This window comes from Stenotrophomonas sp. IS26, from assembly GCF_054188265.1.
In genome coordinates, this window is the sequence record NZ_JBSZJV010000002.1 from 236,524 (window position 1) to 252,073 (window position 15,550).

20 protein-coding genes and 1 tRNA gene are annotated in these 15,550 nt (G+C 67.7%); 7 read left to right on the forward strand and 14 right to left on the reverse strand.

Going from position 1 to position 15,550, the window contains the following annotated elements; genetic code table 11:
* Window positions 1–3 precede the first annotated feature (3 nt).
* From thrA to ACW6W5_RS03005, 4 genes are all read right to left on the reverse strand, one after another.
* Entirely contained in the window at window positions 4–2,526 is a 2,523-nt protein-coding gene (gene thrA, locus ACW6W5_RS02990; protein ID WP_193222723.1) for a bifunctional aspartate kinase/homoserine dehydrogenase I, read from the reverse strand.
* An 89-nt stretch (window positions 2,527–2,615) separates the two neighbouring features.
* Window positions 2,616–2,744, reverse strand: coding sequence for a hypothetical protein (locus ACW6W5_RS02995; protein WP_264298032.1), 129 nt, complete (start codon window positions 2,742–2,744; stop codon window positions 2,616–2,618).
* Between the two features lie 129 nt (window positions 2,745–2,873).
* On the reverse strand, window positions 2,874–3,821 hold the full coding sequence (locus tag ACW6W5_RS03000; RefSeq protein ID WP_121036637.1) for a DMT family transporter: 948 nt from the start codon (window positions 3,819–3,821) through the stop codon (window positions 2,874–2,876).
* A gap of 67 nt (window positions 3,822–3,888) precedes the next feature.
* On the reverse strand, window positions 3,889–4,578 hold the full coding sequence (locus tag ACW6W5_RS03005) for a helix-turn-helix domain-containing protein (protein ID WP_152150647.1): 690 nt from the start codon (window positions 4,576–4,578) through the stop codon (window positions 3,889–3,891).
* Window positions 4,579–4,681: 103 nt separating this feature from the next.
* Between ACW6W5_RS03005 and ACW6W5_RS03010 the strand changes: the two genes are divergently transcribed.
* Window positions 4,682–5,170, forward strand: coding sequence for a GNAT family N-acetyltransferase (locus ACW6W5_RS03010; RefSeq protein WP_152150645.1), 489 nt, complete (start codon window positions 4,682–4,684; stop codon window positions 5,168–5,170).
* 58 nt (window positions 5,171–5,228) lie between these two features.
* Here ACW6W5_RS03010 and ACW6W5_RS03015 read toward each other — a convergent pair whose 3' ends face one another.
* The 10 genes from ACW6W5_RS03015 to ACW6W5_RS03060 all read right to left on the reverse strand — a co-directional run bounded on the left by ACW6W5_RS03015 (window position 5,229) and on the right by ACW6W5_RS03060 (window position 11,773).
* A complete protein-coding gene (locus tag ACW6W5_RS03015; protein WP_046272599.1) occupies window positions 5,229–5,516 on the reverse strand; it encodes a hypothetical protein in 288 nt (95 codons plus the stop codon).
* A 159-nt stretch (window positions 5,517–5,675) separates the two neighbouring features.
* Window positions 5,676–6,125: a PA2169 family four-helix-bundle protein gene (locus ACW6W5_RS03020; RefSeq protein ID WP_152150642.1), complete on the reverse strand. Its 450-nt coding sequence runs from the start codon at window positions 6,123–6,125 to the stop codon at window positions 5,676–5,678.
* A gap of 169 nt (window positions 6,126–6,294) precedes the next feature.
* Entirely contained in the window at window positions 6,295–6,564 is a 270-nt protein-coding gene (locus tag ACW6W5_RS03025; protein ID WP_152150640.1) for a PQ-loop domain-containing transporter, read from the reverse strand.
* Entirely contained in the window at window positions 6,564–7,277 is a 714-nt protein-coding gene (locus ACW6W5_RS03030) for a glycosyltransferase family 2 protein (RefSeq protein WP_152150638.1), read from the reverse strand. The genes ACW6W5_RS03025 and ACW6W5_RS03030 overlap by 1 nt, the downstream gene beginning before the upstream one ends.
* A complete protein-coding gene (locus ACW6W5_RS03035) occupies window positions 7,274–7,861 on the reverse strand; it encodes a class I SAM-dependent DNA methyltransferase (RefSeq protein ID WP_152150636.1) in 588 nt (195 codons plus the stop codon). Before ACW6W5_RS03035 ends, ACW6W5_RS03030 begins: the two co-directional genes overlap by 4 nt.
* The gene (locus tag ACW6W5_RS03040; protein ID WP_121036631.1) at window positions 7,858–8,607 is read right to left on the reverse strand and encodes a PIG-L deacetylase family protein; all 750 of its coding nucleotides are present in this window, start codon (window positions 8,605–8,607) and stop codon (window positions 7,858–7,860) included. The genes ACW6W5_RS03035 and ACW6W5_RS03040 overlap by 4 nt, the downstream gene beginning before the upstream one ends.
* Entirely contained in the window at window positions 8,604–9,596 is a 993-nt protein-coding gene (locus ACW6W5_RS03045) for an acyl-CoA dehydrogenase middle domain-containing protein (protein ID WP_152150634.1), read from the reverse strand. Before ACW6W5_RS03045 ends, ACW6W5_RS03040 begins: the two co-directional genes overlap by 4 nt.
* Before the next feature lies 1 nt (window position 9,597).
* Window positions 9,598–10,761: a zinc-dependent alcohol dehydrogenase gene (locus tag ACW6W5_RS03050; RefSeq protein WP_019183026.1), complete on the reverse strand. Its 1,164-nt coding sequence runs from the start codon at window positions 10,759–10,761 to the stop codon at window positions 9,598–9,600.
* A gap of 191 nt (window positions 10,762–10,952) precedes the next feature.
* A complete protein-coding gene (locus ACW6W5_RS03055; protein WP_152150632.1) occupies window positions 10,953–11,192 on the reverse strand; it encodes a hypothetical protein in 240 nt (79 codons plus the stop codon).
* A 92-nt stretch (window positions 11,193–11,284) separates the two neighbouring features.
* A complete protein-coding gene (locus ACW6W5_RS03060; RefSeq protein WP_121036628.1) occupies window positions 11,285–11,773 on the reverse strand; it encodes a DUF421 domain-containing protein in 489 nt (162 codons plus the stop codon).
* 156 nt (window positions 11,774–11,929) lie between these two features.
* On the opposite strand from ACW6W5_RS03060, the gene ACW6W5_RS03065 reads away from it, so the two are divergent.
* From ACW6W5_RS03065 to ACW6W5_RS03090, 6 genes are all read left to right on the forward strand, one after another.
* The gene (locus tag ACW6W5_RS03065; RefSeq protein ID WP_152150630.1) at window positions 11,930–12,301 is read left to right on the forward strand and encodes a hypothetical protein; all 372 of its coding nucleotides are present in this window, start codon (window positions 11,930–11,932) and stop codon (window positions 12,299–12,301) included.
* Window positions 12,302–12,317: 16 nt separating this feature from the next.
* Window positions 12,318–12,482 carry a hypothetical protein gene (locus ACW6W5_RS03070; protein WP_183073613.1) on the forward strand — a complete coding sequence of 55 codons (165 nt, stop codon included), beginning with the start codon at window positions 12,318–12,320 and terminating at the stop codon, window positions 12,480–12,482.
* A 148-nt stretch (window positions 12,483–12,630) separates the two neighbouring features.
* Window positions 12,631–12,707 (forward strand) — tRNA-Arg (locus ACW6W5_RS03075).
* A gap of 184 nt (window positions 12,708–12,891) precedes the next feature.
* On the forward strand, window positions 12,892–14,424 hold the full coding sequence (amaB, locus tag ACW6W5_RS03080) for an L-piperidine-6-carboxylate dehydrogenase (RefSeq protein WP_152150628.1): 1,533 nt from the start codon (window positions 12,892–12,894) through the stop codon (window positions 14,422–14,424).
* Window positions 14,424–15,209 carry an SDR family NAD(P)-dependent oxidoreductase gene (locus ACW6W5_RS03085; RefSeq protein ID WP_152150626.1) on the forward strand — a complete coding sequence of 262 codons (786 nt, stop codon included), beginning with the start codon at window positions 14,424–14,426 and terminating at the stop codon, window positions 15,207–15,209. The genes amaB and ACW6W5_RS03085 overlap by 1 nt, the downstream gene beginning before the upstream one ends.
* 50 nt (window positions 15,210–15,259) lie before the next feature.
* Window positions 15,260–15,544, forward strand: coding sequence for a DUF4190 domain-containing protein (locus ACW6W5_RS03090; RefSeq protein WP_121036624.1), 285 nt, complete (start codon window positions 15,260–15,262; stop codon window positions 15,542–15,544).
* Window positions 15,545–15,550 lie beyond the last annotated feature (6 nt).

Here is a 15,550-nt window from a genome sequence, read left to right on the forward strand (position 1 = left end):
CAGTCACAGACGTGCTCCTTCACCCACCGCCACGCGCAGCACATCGGCGAACACGCCGGCGGCGGTCACCTCCGGCCCGGCGCCCGGGCCCTGCACCACCAGCGGATTGTCGCAGTAGCGGCGCGTGGTGAACTGCACGACGTTGTCGGTCAGGCGCAGGTTGGCGAAGGCATGGCCTGCCGGCAGCGCGACCAGGCCCACTTCGGCGCCGTCCGGCGTCAGGCGCGCCACATAGCGCAGCACGGCACCGTCCGCGCGGGCGGCCGCCAGGCGCTCGGCGAACACCGCATCGATCTGCGGCAGGCCGGCGATGAAGTCGTCCACGCTGGCCTGGCGCAATGCTTCGGGTACCAGGCTTTCCACGCGCACCTGCGCCAGGCTGAGCTCACGGCCTGCCTCACGCGCCAGGATCACCAGCTTGCGCGCGACATCCACGCCGGAGAGATCATCGCGCGGGTCCGGCTCGGTATAGCCCATGCCACGCGCCTGGCTGACCAGTTCGGAGAACGGCACCTGGCCGTCGTACTTGTTGAACAGCCACGCCAGCGTGCCGGAGAAGATGCCGTCGATCGCCAGCACCTCATCGCCGGTATCGACCAGGTCGCGCAGCGTGGTGATCACCGGCAGGCCCGCGCCGACCGTGGCTTCGTAGCGGAAGCGCGCGCCACTGCCAGCCGCTGCCTCGCGGATCGCGTGATAGCGCTCCAGCGGGCCGGCACCGGCCTGTTTGTTCGGGGTGACCACATGGATGCCCGCGGCCAGCCAGCCGGCGTAGCGGTCGGCCACGTCGGCGCTGCCACTGCAATCGATGATCAGCGCATGCGGCAGATGCGCGGAGAGCAGATGCTCCGTGAACGCCTCCAGATCACTCGGTTGCGCCGGGCCGGACAGCGCCGCGCGCCAGTCACCTTTCAGGCCGCGCTCGTCCAGGACCATGCGGCTGCGCGAGGCGACCGCACGCAGGCGCAGATCCACATTGGCGCGGCCGAGAAGCTGCACCTGGGCGGCCTGCAGCTGATCCAGCAGCGCCGCGCCCACATTGCCCGGGCCGATCACACCGACCGAGAACGTCTGCGGCGACAGCCAGAATCCGGCATGTGCCGCGCGCAGCGCCTTGGTCGCATGGCGGCTGTCCACCGCCACCGAGATGTTGCGCTCCGAGGAACCCTGCGCGATCGCCAGAATGTTCACCTGTGCGCGGCCCAGCGACTCGAACAGGCGCGCGGCCACGCCGGGCTGCCCGGCCATGCCATCGCCCACGGCGGCCAGCACGCTCACGTTGTCGGTCAGCTGCACGCGCTGCACCTGGCCCAGGCTCAATTCGTGCGCGAAGGCCTGCAGCAGCGATTCGCGTGCGCGCACCGCCTCGGCCTGCCTCACCACGCAGCAGATCGAGTGCTCGGAGGAGCCCTGCGAGATCATCACCACCGACACATGCGCATTGCGCAGCGCGGCGAACACCCGCTCGGCCGTGCCGGGCACGCCGATCAGGCCGGTGCCTTCCAGGTTGATCACGGCCAGGTCCGGGCTCAGGGTCAGGCCCTTGATCGGACCGGAGACGGTGCGCTCGGCGGTGATGCGCGTGCCCGGATGGTCCGGGTGGAAGGTGTTGCGGATGATGATCGGCAGGCCGCGCTCGATCGCTGGCGACATCGTCTGCGGGTGCACCACCTTGGCGCCGAAATAGGCCAACTCGCAGGCTTCGTCGTAACTCAGCGCTTCCAGTTGGACCGCCTCGGGCACCACCCGCGGGTCGGCCGAGAGTACACCGTCCACGTCGGTCCAGATGTGCAGCTCGTCGGCATTGAACAAGGCGGCGAAGATCGCGCCGGAGTAGTCGCTGCCGTTGCGGCCCAGCGTGGTGATGCGGTCCTGGCGATCACGGGCGACAAAGCCGGTGGCCACGATGCGCGATTGCGGATGCTGCAGCCGCCACTGGGCCAGACGCTCGGCGCTGCGCACCCAGTCCACGTCCACGCCCAGTTCACCGCGCTCGATCACCAGCACATCGCGCGCGTCCAGCACCGCGCAGTCTTCGCCCAGCGTCTGCAGGTACTTCCCGAGCAGCTGGGCCGAATACACCTCACCCATGCCCTGCACGCGGTCCAGCACTTCGGTGGGCAGGCCGCCGATCACTGCCAGCGCACCCAGCACCTCGGCCAACTGATCGAAGCGCTGGTCCAGCCATTCCACCGTCGCCCCGGCGTGCTCGCCGAGCAAGGCAACGGCGGCACCGCGGTGGCGTACCCGCAAGGCGTGCCACTGTTCGCGCCAGGCCGAGGCGTCTTCTGCGGCCAACGTGGCCACCCCGATCAGCGCATCGGTCACGCCCTTCATCGCCGAGACCACGGTGACCTGCATCGTCTCCTCACGCGCCAGCAGCAGCTGCGCCACATGGCGATAGCGCTCGGCATCGGCCACCGAGGTGCCGCCGAACTTGTGGACCACGGTGGTCACGCCGGCCCGCGCGGCGACGGAAGCGGCGGGCTGGGCGGAAGGTGGAGCGGAAGCGGCGACAGAAGACATGCTGACCTCGATGGGAGGCCCCGCGTCACATCAGGTTTGAGAGTTTCCCCCGCCACCTGATCTGGGTGCGGGGCCGTGGTTTTCGGAAATTACGCGAAGACGACGGGCCGCACCGGGCGAGTGGTGGCGGTGGTAATGATGGTGGTACCGGTCGACACGGCCAGGGCGCCCGCGGAGGCGGGAACGAGCAGGTAGGCGTGGGCGGCGGTGATGACCATGGATCAAGAAAACTACGCCGCCGCCCTGCTTGTCAAGTGCTGCGCTGCAAAAGATGGTGGCACGTAAACCGCTGCCATCGTCGGCCAACAAGTTGCGATTGTGACCATCCAGCCGCGGCAAGGCCTTCCCTATCCCACATGCTCCGCCACCGCCGCCGGTGGGCGATGCGCGTGCGCGCACATCAGCACGCCCGAGACCAGGCAGACGATGGCGACCGTTTCCATCGGCGTCGGCCAGCGCTGCTGCCAGGCAAAGCCGTACAGCAGGGCGAACAGGGTCTCGAAGACGATCATCTGCCCGGTGAGGGTCAGTGGCAGGTGGCGGCTGGCGCGGTTCCAGCAGGCATTGCCGAGCACCGAGGCGACCACCGCCACGCCCGCGCTGATCAGCCAGAAGTTCAGCCACTCGCCTGGCGGATGGACCGTCGCGCTGGTCAGGAACGCACTGGGCACCAGCACCAGGGCAAGCCCGCCGGTGGTGATGCCGGTCAGCAGCGACCAGTCATGCCCGGACAGATCCGGCCGGCGCGCCAGCCAGCGGCTGTTGCCGATCGAATACACCGCCCAGGACAACAACGCCCCGACTGCGCACAGCAGCCCCAGCAACCGGCGCCCGGCCGAGCCCTGCGCATGTTCGGCCATCAAGGCTTCATAGCCCACCAGCGCCACACCGAGCAGGCACAACAGCAGCGCCGGAGCCAGGCGTCGCAGCGGGACGGCGCCTTCCTCGCGCACGCCAGCCAGGGTCACCACCACCGGCATCAATCCCACGATCAGCGAGGCGGCCGCACCACCGGCCCACTGCACGGCATTGGCCAGCAGCAGGAAGTAGACCAGGTTGCCGGCCAGGCTCAGCCACAGCAGACCACGCCACTCGGGCCACGCCAGCCGGTCCTTGAGCTGCCGCCAGCGCGGCGCGAGCAGAACGACGGCAATCAGGCCGTAGACCAGATAACGGCCGGCCGAGAGCTGTACCGCGTTGAAGCTGTGCAGCACCGCCGGGGCCAGGAACACCACGCCCCACAGCGCGCCGGCGGCAATGCCGTTGGCGATGCCCACTCCCATCGATCGTTTCATTGCAGCTCACGCGGTATGCATTGGCCGCGCAGTGTAGAAGCGGCGCACCGCGACGTCTTGACCGAGGCTACTGCCGCCGGAAGGCCTGCGGGGTCAGCCCGGTTTCCCGGCGCAGGGCACGGGTCAGCGCACTGTGCTCGGAATAGCCGGCATCCAGCGCGATCGTGGCGATGCTGTCGCTGCTGGTGAGCAGCCGGTGCTTGGCCCAGCGTAACCGGCAGGCACTCAGCCACGCCTGGGGAGGCACCCCGAATTCCTGTACGAAGGCCGCGTGCAGGCGGCTGCCGCTGATGCCCACCAGCGCGGCCATGCGGGCTACGTTCCAGTCCGCGCCGGGGTTGGCCGAGAGCCGGGTGCACAGGGCATGCAGGCGTGCCGCGCTGCCAGCGGGCGCGTACTGCTGCAGCAGGGTCGCGAGCAGACCCTCACTGCCGTGTGCGGGCGCACCGGCCAGGCGCTGGCGCACTCCCTTCGGCAGTGCCAGCCAACGCTGGCGGCGCAGGTGCTCCAGGGTGTGGTCATCGATCACCCCCGCCGGGCAATCGACGATCAACATCAGATGATCGCCATCGCCGGTCTGCGCATGTCCCTCGCCGGGCGCCACGAAGGCTCCCTGCAGCACATCCAGGCGGCCGCCAAACGCATCGACCTCGACATCCAGATCGCCGCGCAGCGGCAGCACCCATTGCGCAAAGTCATGCCGGTCCACATCGCTGGACGTTCCGTAACACCGCAGATGGCAGGCGCTGGCGTGCATGGCGATAGTCTGCGCGCAGGGTGAAGGCCGCTGCAAGCGGCGGCGAAACGCCCGCGCATCCGCGTACCATGGCAGCCGACCCGTCCAACATGGAGCGTTCACCGTGGCCTGCACCATCGTTCCCCTCAGTGACCGCCCCGATCTGCTGCCCATCCTGGCCGAGTGGTACTTCCAGCAATGGGGACGCCACGTGCCGGACCTGACCCTGCTCGATCAGCAGCAGCGGCTGGAAGTGTTCCTGCAGGACGACGAGTTGCCCCTGCTGCTGATCGCGCTGGATGACGCGGTGCCGGTCGCCGCAGCGCAGCTCAAGTTCCATGAGCGGACCGAGCGGCCCGAACGATTGCACTGGCTGGGCGGCGTCTATGTCCATCCGGCGCACCGCGGGCGCGGCCTGGCCGAGAAAGTCATCGAAGAATTGCTGGTGCGCGGTCGCGCGCTTGGCGTACGCGATCTCTACCTGCAGACCGAAGCCGATGATGGCGGCCTGTATCGTCGGCTGGGCTGGGCCCCGCTGGAATCACTGCAGCATGCCGCCGGCATGCCGGTCCGGATCATGGTCCGCAGCGTGGCCGCCGACCGCGTCGACTGAACGCGCGGTTGCGGCGCCCTGGTTCAAGAATGAATGAATGCGCCGCCGGTGAACGGCGTCAACGGAAGCGCACCGGCTGCGGTGCCGGGCGGTCGGCCAGCGAGCCGAGCGTGAACGTGTATCCAGCCTCTTCCAGCAGCTTGCGCATGCGCAGCTCCGCGCGCTTGGGGTAGGCCAGCGAGGTCGGCGCATGCAGGGCGTAGGAGGTCGATTTCCCGGGCAGCGTTTCGCGGGTCACCGAGGACTGATTGGTCTCGCACGCGTTGGCCCACAGGTCCATCAGCACCTTCGGGCCGATGGATTGATTGTTGCTGAGACGAAGCGTCAGCCAACGCATGTGTTCCATGACAAATCCAAGCGGCTCTTTGTCCCGAGTATGCACCAATTCCCCCACTACCGTTCGGCGCCGTCTGGACCTTGACCGCCACCGCGCCTGCCGGACACAAACAAACAGCCCCGGCAGTGCCGGGGCTGTCTGGATACCGCTTCAGGAAGCGACTGGAACTTAGTGCTTCATGGCGTGCTTGCGGTCGCGCATGACGGCATGGCACTCCTGCACCTGCGGCAGCAGACGCTGGACTTCCTGGCGCGCGGCCGGCGAGGTGTCGGCGTCGGTCAGGGTGTCCTTGAACGCCTTCAGCAGGCGATCCTCGGATTCCTCCAGCTCGGCCACGTAGCCGTACTGCTTGTCGCCCAGGGTGGCGCGCACCTTGCCGTAGAACTGCTGCATGGAACCGACGAAGGTGCCATGGTCGGCCGGCTTGCCGCCCGCGGCGACAACGGTGGCGCTCAGCGAGCGGACGATCTCATTCTTGACACCGGCGATACGGGTGAAGAGCGCCGCCAACTCGGCATCTTCGATCTTGCCTGCGGCCTCGGTGTAGAACTCCTGTCCATCGCGGGCGATTTCGATCAGGTCGTTCAAGTTATGCGCGGTCTTCGATTCGGTATTCACTGCGATGTACTCCTGTTGGTCCGGTTTGGCCCGTGTGTTGTTGTCGGGGTGAGTCGACTTTTCCGCATTGGCCATGAAGTCGGCGTGACACTGAAATGCGAGTGTTCAGCGAGCTCAACGCACTGCGCGGCAGATGTGCACGGCGCGTCGTCGAGGCGCGAAATACGTGTTACTTCCCCGCCCGTCTGCGCTTGATCCAGGACAGCCATTGCCCGGTGACCGCCGTGAGCAGAATCAGCGAATTGGTCACCACGAAAACGATCGATCCGGTCGCCGCGCTGTACGCAATGAACAATACCGAGGCAGTGATCTGGCCAACGAACAACCACGTCGATACCGCCTGCGCATCCTCGGCGGTCCACTGCTTCCAGATCTGCCGCCACAGCGTGGCGATCAGCACGGCGGTCGCCGCCCAGCCGAGCAGATCGATGGGGGCCATCAGCGCGCCAGCAGTGACAGCGGCGGCACGTCGCTCACCACCTCATCTGCCGCCAAGCCAACGCGCTGTTCCAGGCGGCGCAGGAAGTCACTGAACCCGTGCGGTGCACGCGCGTGCCGGCGTGCGCTGGTGATCACCCGGGGGCTGGCCAGCCGCGCCACCTGCATGCCAGCGCCGTACATGGCCTGGATCAGCGCAACGTCCTCACCGGTTGCCAGCGGCGCGAAGCCGCCGGCTTGCCGGTAGGCCAACGCGCTGAAGCCCATGTTCGCGCCGTGTACGTGCGGGTGCCCATCCACCGCATGCTCGCGCTGCAGGAACTGCTCGCGCACGGCCTGCGGGTAGTCCAGCCAATCGCCCACCGCCACCACGCCACAGAAGGCATTCGCACCGCATTGCAGCTGGCGCGCCAGCCAGTCCGGCGGCACCGCGCTGTCCGCGTCGGTGCAGCCGATCCAGCGAGCCCCCAGTGCCAACGCGCGCTCACTCGCCGCCGCGCGCGCGACGCCGACACAGCCCGCCTCCACAGTCACCACCTCCACCCCCATGCGCTGGCAGATCCACTCGGTCGCGTCACTGCAGCGATCAAGGGCGACCACGATCACCACCGGCTCGCCACGCAGCGCGGGATGCAACGCGGCCACCTGCAGCGACTGCAGGCAGGCCGCGATCAATTGTTCCTCGTTGTGCGCGGGAACGGTCACGGCAATCATCGCAGGCCCTCGTGTTCGGCCACCGAGGTGGTCTCGGCCGACCAGCCTTCCAGCAGCATGTCCTCGTCACGATACGAGAACAGGCGGGGCAGGCTGTCATCAAACTGCGCGTGCACGAACGCGGCGCTGCAACGCGCCTGCTCGAACGGCACGCGCCAATGGCAGGCGATCACCACGCCCTGCGGCGTGAGCGATTGAACCACCTGCGCCGCCACCTGACGCATGTCGTCTTGTGAGAGGTAGTAGCCCATTTCACCGAGCACGATCAGATCGAACGTGCCTGCTGGCCAGTCCTGAGGATGGCGCGCCTGCTCGATGGAAACGTGCGCGTGGCGCCGGGTCATCGCCTGCGCCGCGACGACAGCGCCTTCGCTCAGATCGGTGGCGAGCAGGTGATCGCAGCGCTCGGCCAAGGCCGCGGTCAGCACCCCGTTGGAGCAGCCCAGCTCCCAGCCACGGCCAAAGCGCTCGCGCGGCAGGCTTGCAAGGGTGAGCGCGCGCTTGCGCTGTTCGTACCAGCGGGTGCGGTACTGGAAGGGATCCTCGTTCTCGTACAGCGCGTTGAAGTAGGCGACATCGCTCATCCAATCAATACCTCGTAGTTCCGTTCAAACCGCTGCAGCACAGCGGCAGGCAGGATGGGCTCGCACTCGAGCCCCGGCACCGCGCCGGTCTGGGTCACGAATTGCTGGATGGCATCGCGCTTGCAGCCCAGCAGGTCGTCCTCCAGCGCATAGCGCGTGGCGGGCGCCCAGGCCGTCGGTGCCGCCTGCGGGTCCAGCCAATGCCAGCCCCACACCGGGTATTCCTTCAACGCGGCGCCGCGCGCGGTGCAGGCCTGCACGCAGGCACGCGCGACCGCTTCATGGTCCGGATGCCCATCCAAGCGCCACGGTGCCAACACCAGATCATCCGGCTGCAGCAGGGCCGCCAGCTGCTCGCCGATCCATGCCTCGCTGGCCGTCACCGCGCCATCGCCGATGTGCCAGGCGATCCGCGCTGCACTCGCCAAGCCCAGGCAGCGCAGCGCGTCGTCCAGCTCAGCGGCACGGGCCACGCGCAGCCGCTCGGGCGACCACGCAGGTTGATCGGGATAGCAGGCTTCGCCGTCCGTCACCGAGATCACCGTGATGGCCAAGCCGGCGTGGTGCGCAAGCGCCATCAGGCCGCCGCATGCCAACACTTCATCGTCCGGATGCGGCGACACCACCACCAGCCGCCGCGCATCGCCGAACAGCGCCGCAAGGGACGCCAGCGGCAGCGCCTGCAACCACGGCGATGCCGCCCACTGCGCTTCGGTCACGCCGCCGCCTTCGATCTGACGATTCACAGCGTCCACGTGCGGCCCTCGCGGTGCATCAGGTTGCCAAGATGCTGCCAGTCGCGGTCGGCATGACTCTGCCGGATGAACACCGTCAGGTCGGCCCAGCGCCGGGCGTGCGCCGGGTCCATGCACATCGGACCAGGCCCCAGCGCCCTGCCCACCCGATCCAGCGTGAGGGAGGCGGCGCGCTCCACCGCGCTGCGCGCCCGCACGATCTCCCGCTGATGCGGCAGCTCGGGCTGCGCATCGATCAACGCGGCCAGCTCACGCAACAGGGAGGCGCACGGCGACAACGCCAGGTCGATCTCACCGAGCAGGCCGGCCGTCGTGCCCGGTTCATCGGCCCGCGCGCTATGCAGCAAGGGCTCAGCCAACGCGCTCGCGCCGCCGAACCAGCACGCCGCGATGCCTGCGCCGCCATGCCAGAACCCCGGACGCTGCAGATAGGCGTCCGCCGCGCCAACCTCGACGGCCGGCACCTGGTCGAAACGGGCTGTCCCGCTCGGCACCCGCCCCATGCCCGTGGCCTGCCACGTCTGTGGCAGGAAACTCACGCTGGCGCGGCGCACCGGTACCAGGAACAGCCGCGAGCGCCCATCATCGCGCACCGTCACCAGGGCATGGTCAACCCAGCCTGCACCAGAGCACCATGGCTTGTCACCGGACAGCGTGCCGGTGGCCCGATCAAAGCGCAGGGTCGCCGCCGGCCCTTCGGCCGCCCATACGGCGCCCAGCCGATCGCGGTCCGGCATCGAGGCGCCGAGTTCTTCCAGGATCGCCTGCGCGTCGTAATGCGCTTCCAGCACCTTGGCCAGGCAGAGATCGCGCGCGGCGATATGCGCCAACGCCTGCCAGCGCAGCAACGTGTCCCCACTGCCGGGGCGCGACAACGAGGGTTGGTGTTCGATCCACGCACGCGCCTGCGCCTGCAGGTCATCGCCATCGGTCACCGGCTGCGGTGCCGCCGGCGGTACAAGAGAAGCCACGGCATTCATGTCAGGGCGTCAGGATCACCTTGCGGCAATCCTCCTCTTTGCGGTCGAAGATCTCATAGCCACGCACCGCGTCTTCCAGCGACAGCCGGTGCGTCACGATCACGCCCGGATCCAGCCGGCCTTCGCCGATATGGTCGAGCAGCTCCGGCATCAGCTTCTGCACGTGGGTCTGGCCCATCTTGAAGGTGAGGCCCTTGTCGAATGCATCGCCGAGCAGGAAGCCGTGGATGAAACCGGCATACACACCCGGGATGCTCACCGTGCCGCCGCGACGGGTCGCGGCGATGCACTGGCGGATCGCCACGCCGCTGCTGCCTTCCACCTTGAGCGTGGTCAGCGCCGATTCCAGCGCACTGCCCTCCGCCTCGAAGCCGACCGCTTCGATCGTGGCATCCACGCCGCGGCCGTTGGTCTGGGTGATGATGTATTCCGCCGGATCCTCCACCTGGGTGAAATCGATCGGGGTCACGCCGTAGGTCTGCTGCGCGAAGGCCAGGCGATACGGCAGATGGTCGACCATGAAGATGGTCTCCGCGCCCAGCAGGCGGCAACATGCCGCACTCATCAGCCCGACCGGGCCGGCACCGAAGATCGCCACCGTGGAGCCCGGCTTCACCCCTGCGTTGATCGCCGCCTGGTAGCCGGTCGGCAGGATGTCGGAGAGGAACAGCACCTGCTCATCGGCGAGCGCATCGGGAATGCGCAACGGCCCCACATTGGCCTTCGGCACACGCACGAACTCCGCTTGCCCACCCGATACACCGCCATAGAGATGGCTGTACCCGAACAGCGCCGCCGGCGGGCGGATGCCCTTCTGGTTCACGGCGGCGCCCTTGCCGGTATTGGTGGTCTCGCAGGCAGCAAACTCGGCCAGGCGACAGTGGAAGCATTCGCCGCACGCAATCACGAACGGAATCACCACGCGGTCGCCCGGGCGCAGATCCATCACGCCAGCGCCCACCTCCTCCACCACGCCCATGAACTCATGGCCGAGCACGTCACCGGTGTGCAGATCCGGGATCTTGCCGCGGTACAGATGCAGGTCCGAGCCGCAGATCGCCGTGGCGGTGACGCGCAGGATGATGTCGTCCGGGGCAGCGAGTGCGGGATCGGGCACGGTATCGACCCGTACATCCTTGCTGCCGTGGTAAGTCAGTGCGCGCATAGCAAACTCCGTGTCCAAGTACCTCTGTGGTACGTGGTACGGCGTGGCAGCGTCGTGACCGCAACGTGTGCGGCGTGTCTATCCGGGTGAACGCGTCGCACTGCAGAGGCTGGAGCGCATGGCGCTCCGCAGGGCATGAGGACTGAATCATTCATTCTGCGGGCGCGGCCAGCGCCTCATGCCTGGTTCGCCTACTCCACCGAGGGCGCCGAAGGCGCCTCCGGATCCGGCGGCAGTTCCTGCGGCGGCGATGCAGGTGCCGGGTCGCCCTCCGGTGGGATCTCCTGCGGCGGCTCCTGCGCAGGCGGATCACCACGGCCCGGTTCTTCCACTGGCGGCGCGGGCGGCACGGGTTCCGGGGTCGGGTCCGGCACCTGGGCGATCACCTCATCGCATCGGGCCGTCGTTTCACTGTGCAGTGGCATGTGCATCGCGCGTGTTCCTGTTGTGGGACTGCGCACGACGCTACGCGGCACACCGTCAACATCCAGCGAGGGCGAGAGTGACCGGCGAACGCGCCCGCTCAGTCATCGCCTTCGGCGCGGCGCTTGTGCACCGTGATCTCGCCGGAGGTTTCCAGCACCGCCAGCTCCACCTGCCCGAAGCCCTCGCAGCCGTTGGCGCGCATCGCCACTTCCAGATCCGCCGGGCTGACATTGCAGCGCTTCACCTGCTCCCAGTAGATCGTACCGTGCCGCGCCAGCACCACCGGCACGCCCTCCACGATCTCGTTGAGGCGCTTGCTGCGCGCACCCAGAAAGCCGACGAACCAGTTCAGACCGATCAGCGTCGCGGCCAGGATGAGCCCGCCGGGCAGCGAAGTGTCCTCACCGATCAGCGAGTTCTGCACCGCCGTGCCCAGCAGCACGATCACCAGGATGTCGAACGGCGTGGACTGCCCCATCGAGCGCTTGCCGCTCATACGGGTCAGCAGCAGGACCACCACATACACCGCAACCGCGCGGACCACGAACTCCCACCATTCCATTCCCAGCTCGAACATCTCATGCATCGCGGCAGCCTCCGTGTGGCGAGGTCTGGACGATAGGAAGTCCGAAGTGAAGCCGGTGGGAGCACCCGCCCTTCACGGCACCCCCGCTCCTTCGTAACAACGCCAGGGCTAGCGTCGAGGCATCACCGCCCTACCCGTTCGCGCAGGAGACACGCCATGCAGCACGACAAGACCCCGCCCGCCTCCACCGAAGATGCCCACGCCACGCACACCTGCCCACCGGCCGAAGGCACGGTCGACAAGCAGCGCACCTCGGAGAACCACGACGAAGCGCTGGAAGAGACCTTCCCGGCCAGTGACCCGATCTCTCCGTTCGTGGCGGCCAAGCCGCCTGAGGATGACAAGGACGCGAAAGATCCGGATGCGGAGCACCTGAAGACCGAGAACGAGGGCTACAACCAGCACGGCCACGGCAAGGGAGGCAAAGCCGGTGAAGGTGAGCCGGACGGCGTGCGCGAGGACGACGGCATTACCCAGCCAGACTTCGGCCAGCACGGTACGGCCGGCAAACAGACGCTGGATCGCTGATCAACGAGGAGATGTCATGACCACTGCACCGCGAGCACCGGCTACCAAAGAAGATGACCAGCAGAAAAGCCACACGCCGGACACGCTGAGGAACGATGACGCCCGCTGGAAGGACAAGGACATGCCGGAGGCGGAACACACTGCCAGACCCCAGGATTACGAGCGCCCAAAAGCACCGTAGCCGGCGTACCCTCCGCTGGCGCAGACCGCTTGCGGCCACCGGAGGATGAGAACCCCCAACGCCCGCCTCGTCTGAGCGGGCAACACGCGTGTGGATGCACGCCCGGCTGCAGGGGGGCCTGTTTGCCTGTATCCTTGCAGGCCGTTTTGGCCCCGTAGCTCAGCTGGATAGAGCGTCCCCCTCCTAAGGGGAAGGTCGCCCGTTCGAATCGGGCCGGGGTCACCAGCATCGGATGCTTTGGCGCCATCGCCGGCCGCGCGGGTTCCTGCCGCCATGGGCGTCTGCCGATCCTTGCGCTGCACCGCCAGATGAGGCATTGCGCCCCTCTGTTACCATTCGTGGTTCAGCTTGCCGCCCCCCACCCTGCCAGCGGCCAGCGCCTTACAAACGCAACGCAACAGGAGTTTGCATGTCCTCTGACCTGCTCAAGGCCCTCGGCCTCGACGCGACCAACGCTGGCACCTACCTTGGCAACGGCGAGTGGTCCTCGGCCACCGATGCCGGTGTGATCACCCCGGTGAACCCGACCACCGGCGAAGCCATCGCCGAGGTCTACGCGACCACCGACGCCGACTACGAAACCATCGTGGCCCGCGCCCAGGAGTCCTTCAAGGTCTGGCGCACCACCCCGGCCCCGCGCCGTGGCGAAGCCGTGCGCCTGTGTGGCGAAGCCCTGCGCGCCAACAAGGATGCCCTGGGCTCGCTGGTCGCGCTGGAGATGGGCAAGAGCAAGCCCGAGGGCGATGGCGAAGTGCAGGAGATGATCGACATCGCCGATTTCGCCGTGGGCCAGAGCCGCATGCTCTATGGCTACACGATGCATTCCGAGCGCCCGGGCCACCGCATGTACGAGCAGTACCAGCCGCTCGGCCTGGTCGGCATCATCAGTGCGTTCAACTTCCCGGTCGCGGTGTGGGCATGGAATTCGTTCCTGGCCACGATCTGCGGCGACATCTGCCTGTGGAAGCCGTCCAACAAGACGCCGCTGACCGCGATCGCCTCCATGCGCATCTGCAATGAAGCGCTGCGTGACGGTGGGTTCCCGGACCTGTTCTTCCTGATCAACGATGCCGGCACCGAGCTGTCGCAGAAGATGGTGGCCGACAAGCGCGTGCCGCTGATCAGCTTCACCGGTTCGACCCAGGTCGGCCGTCAGGTCGCCGAGAAGGTTGCGCATCGCCTGGGCCGCTGCCTGCTGGAGCTGGGTGGCAACAACGCCATCATCCTGGATGAAACCGCCGATCTGAAGCTGGCGATCCCGGGCATCGTCTTCGGCGCCGTCGGTACCGCCGGCCAGCGCTGCACCACCACGCGCCGCCTGATCGTGCACGAATCCATCCATGACGACGTGCTGGCCACGCTGATCAAGGCGTACAAGCAGGTGGAAGGCAAGATCGGCGATCCGACCGACCCGGCCAACCTGATGGGCCCGCTCAACAGCGACGGCGCCGTGCAGCAGTTCCTGGCTTCGATCGAGAAGGCCAAGGCCAGCGGCGGCACCGTCCAGACCGGGGGCACCCGCATCGACCGCGCCGGCAACTTCGTGCTGCCCGCCATCGTCACCGGCCTGAAGAACAGCGATGAGGTCGTCCAGCACGAGACCTTCGCCCCGATCCTGTACGTGATGAAGTACAGCACGCTGGACGAAGCGATCGACATGCAGAACGGCGTGCCGCAGGGCCTGTCGTCCTCGATCTTCACCACCAACCTGAAGACCGCCGAGCGCTTCCTCTCGGCAGCCGGTTCGGACTGTGGCATTGCCAACGTCAACATCGGCACCTCCGGTGCGGAGATCGGCGGTGCGTTCGGTGGCGAGAAGGACACCGGCGGTGGCCGTGAGTCCGGCTCGGATGCCTGGAAGGTCTATATGCGCCGCCAGACCAACACCATCAACTACTCCGATTCGCTGCCGCTGGCCCAGGGCATCAAGTTCGACCTGTGATGGACTCCGCGCCCCACCTGCCCGCCGGCCCACGCCTGGAGTTCACCGGGCGCCGGGTGCTGATTGCCGGTGGCAGCAAGGGCATCGGGCGCGCGATGGCGCTGGCGTTTGCATCGGCAGGCGCCCGCGTTTCGGTCTGCGCACGCGGTGAGGCCGGTCTGGCCGCGCTGCGTGCGGATGCCGGCGCGCTCGGCCTGGCCGTGCATACGGCCACGGCCGACCTCTGCCAGCTGGGCGACATCGGCCGCTGGCTGGCCGATGCTGCTCAGGCCTTGGGCGGCATCGACGTGCTGGTCAACAACGCGACCGGCTACGGCATGACCGACGATGAGGCGGGCTGGGAAGCCAGCTTGAACGTCGACCTGATGGCGGCCGTGCGTGCCTCGCGGCTGGCCCTGCCCTGGCTGCAGCAGTCCAGTGATGCCTGCATTCTCAACCTGGCCTCGATCGCTGCCCAGCAGCCGCGCCCGGGTGGCGCGCCGTATGCGGCGGCCAAGGCCGCGCTGATGCACTACACCACTTCGCAGGCCCTGGCCCTGGCGCCACAGCGGATCCGCGTGAACGCCATCGCCCCCGGCTCGATCGAGTTCGAGGATGGGCTGTGGGCGCGTCGGCGCGAGCAGGACCCGGAGCTGTATCGAAACACCCTGGCGAAGATCCCGTTTGGCCGCTTCGGCGAGCCGGCGGCCATCGCCAACGCCGCGCTGTTCCTGTGCTCGCCGCTGGCGGGCTGGATCACCGGGCATACCTTGAATGTGGATGGTGGCCAGGTCCTGATGGGATAAACCCGCCGCTGGCCCTATCATCGAACCACCCCACCGCGACCAGGACCTGCATGAGCCTTCCGCCCCGACAAACCAGTGCCATGGCCGTGGTCAGCCTGATCATGGGCATCCTCGGCTGGACCGCCCTGCCCTTCATCGGCAGCATCGCGGCGATCATCACCGGCCACCTGGCCCGCGCCGAGATCCGGCGCCGCCCGCTGGAGCTGGAAGGCGACGGCATGGCCTTGGCCGGCCTGATCCTGGGCTGGATCATCGTGATCGGCAGCCTGCTCGCGCTGGTGGTGGTGCTGTTGTTCTTCGGCGGACTGGCCTGGTTTGCCGCTACCCAATCGTGAGGTGCA

What these genes read in the sequence shown, in the direction of transcription:
- ACW6W5_RS03085 (WP_152150626.1), top strand. Translation starts at nt 14,424, where the DNA reads ATGGACTCCGCGCCCCACCTGCCCGCCGGCCCACGCCTGGAGTTCACC.
- ACW6W5_RS03035 (WP_152150636.1), bottom strand. Translation starts at nt 7,861, where the DNA reads ATGAGCGATGTCGCCTACTTCAACGCGCTGTACGAGAACGAGGATCCC.
- amaB (WP_152150628.1), top strand. Translation starts at nt 12,892, where the DNA reads ATGTCCTCTGACCTGCTCAAGGCCCTCGGCCTCGACGCGACCAACGCT.
- ACW6W5_RS03055 (WP_152150632.1), bottom strand. Translation starts at nt 11,192, where the DNA reads ATGCACATGCCACTGCACAGTGAAACGACGGCCCGATGCGATGAGGTG.
- ACW6W5_RS03060 (WP_121036628.1), bottom strand. Translation starts at nt 11,773, where the DNA reads ATGCATGAGATGTTCGAGCTGGGAATGGAATGGTGGGAGTTCGTGGTC.
- ACW6W5_RS02995 (WP_264298032.1), bottom strand. Translation starts at nt 2,744, where the DNA reads ATGGTCATCACCGCCGCCCACGCCTACCTGCTCGTTCCCGCCTCCGCG.
- ACW6W5_RS03015 (WP_046272599.1), bottom strand. Translation starts at nt 5,516, where the DNA reads ATGGAACACATGCGTTGGCTGACGCTTCGTCTCAGCAACAATCAATCC.
- ACW6W5_RS03000 (WP_121036637.1), bottom strand. Translation starts at nt 3,821, where the DNA reads ATGAAACGATCGATGGGAGTGGGCATCGCCAACGGCATTGCCGCCGGC.
- ACW6W5_RS03065 (WP_152150630.1), top strand. Translation starts at nt 11,930, where the DNA reads ATGCAGCACGACAAGACCCCGCCCGCCTCCACCGAAGATGCCCACGCC.
- ACW6W5_RS03090 (WP_121036624.1), top strand. Translation starts at nt 15,260, where the DNA reads ATGAGCCTTCCGCCCCGACAAACCAGTGCCATGGCCGTGGTCAGCCTG.
- ACW6W5_RS03025 (WP_152150640.1), bottom strand. Translation starts at nt 6,564, where the DNA reads ATGGCCCCCATCGATCTGCTCGGCTGGGCGGCGACCGCCGTGCTGATC.
- ACW6W5_RS03030 (WP_152150638.1), bottom strand. Translation starts at nt 7,277, where the DNA reads ATGATTGCCGTGACCGTTCCCGCGCACAACGAGGAACAATTGATCGCG.
- ACW6W5_RS03045 (WP_152150634.1), bottom strand. Translation starts at nt 9,596, where the DNA reads ATGAATGCCGTGGCTTCTCTTGTACCGCCGGCGGCACCGCAGCCGGTG.
- ACW6W5_RS03050 (WP_019183026.1), bottom strand. Translation starts at nt 10,761, where the DNA reads ATGCGCGCACTGACTTACCACGGCAGCAAGGATGTACGGGTCGATACC.
- ACW6W5_RS03070 (WP_183073613.1), top strand. Translation starts at nt 12,318, where the DNA reads ATGACCACTGCACCGCGAGCACCGGCTACCAAAGAAGATGACCAGCAG.
- ACW6W5_RS03005 (WP_152150647.1), bottom strand. Translation starts at nt 4,578, where the DNA reads ATGCACGCCAGCGCCTGCCATCTGCGGTGTTACGGAACGTCCAGCGAT.
- thrA (WP_193222723.1), bottom strand. Translation starts at nt 2,526, where the DNA reads ATGTCTTCTGTCGCCGCTTCCGCTCCACCTTCCGCCCAGCCCGCCGCT.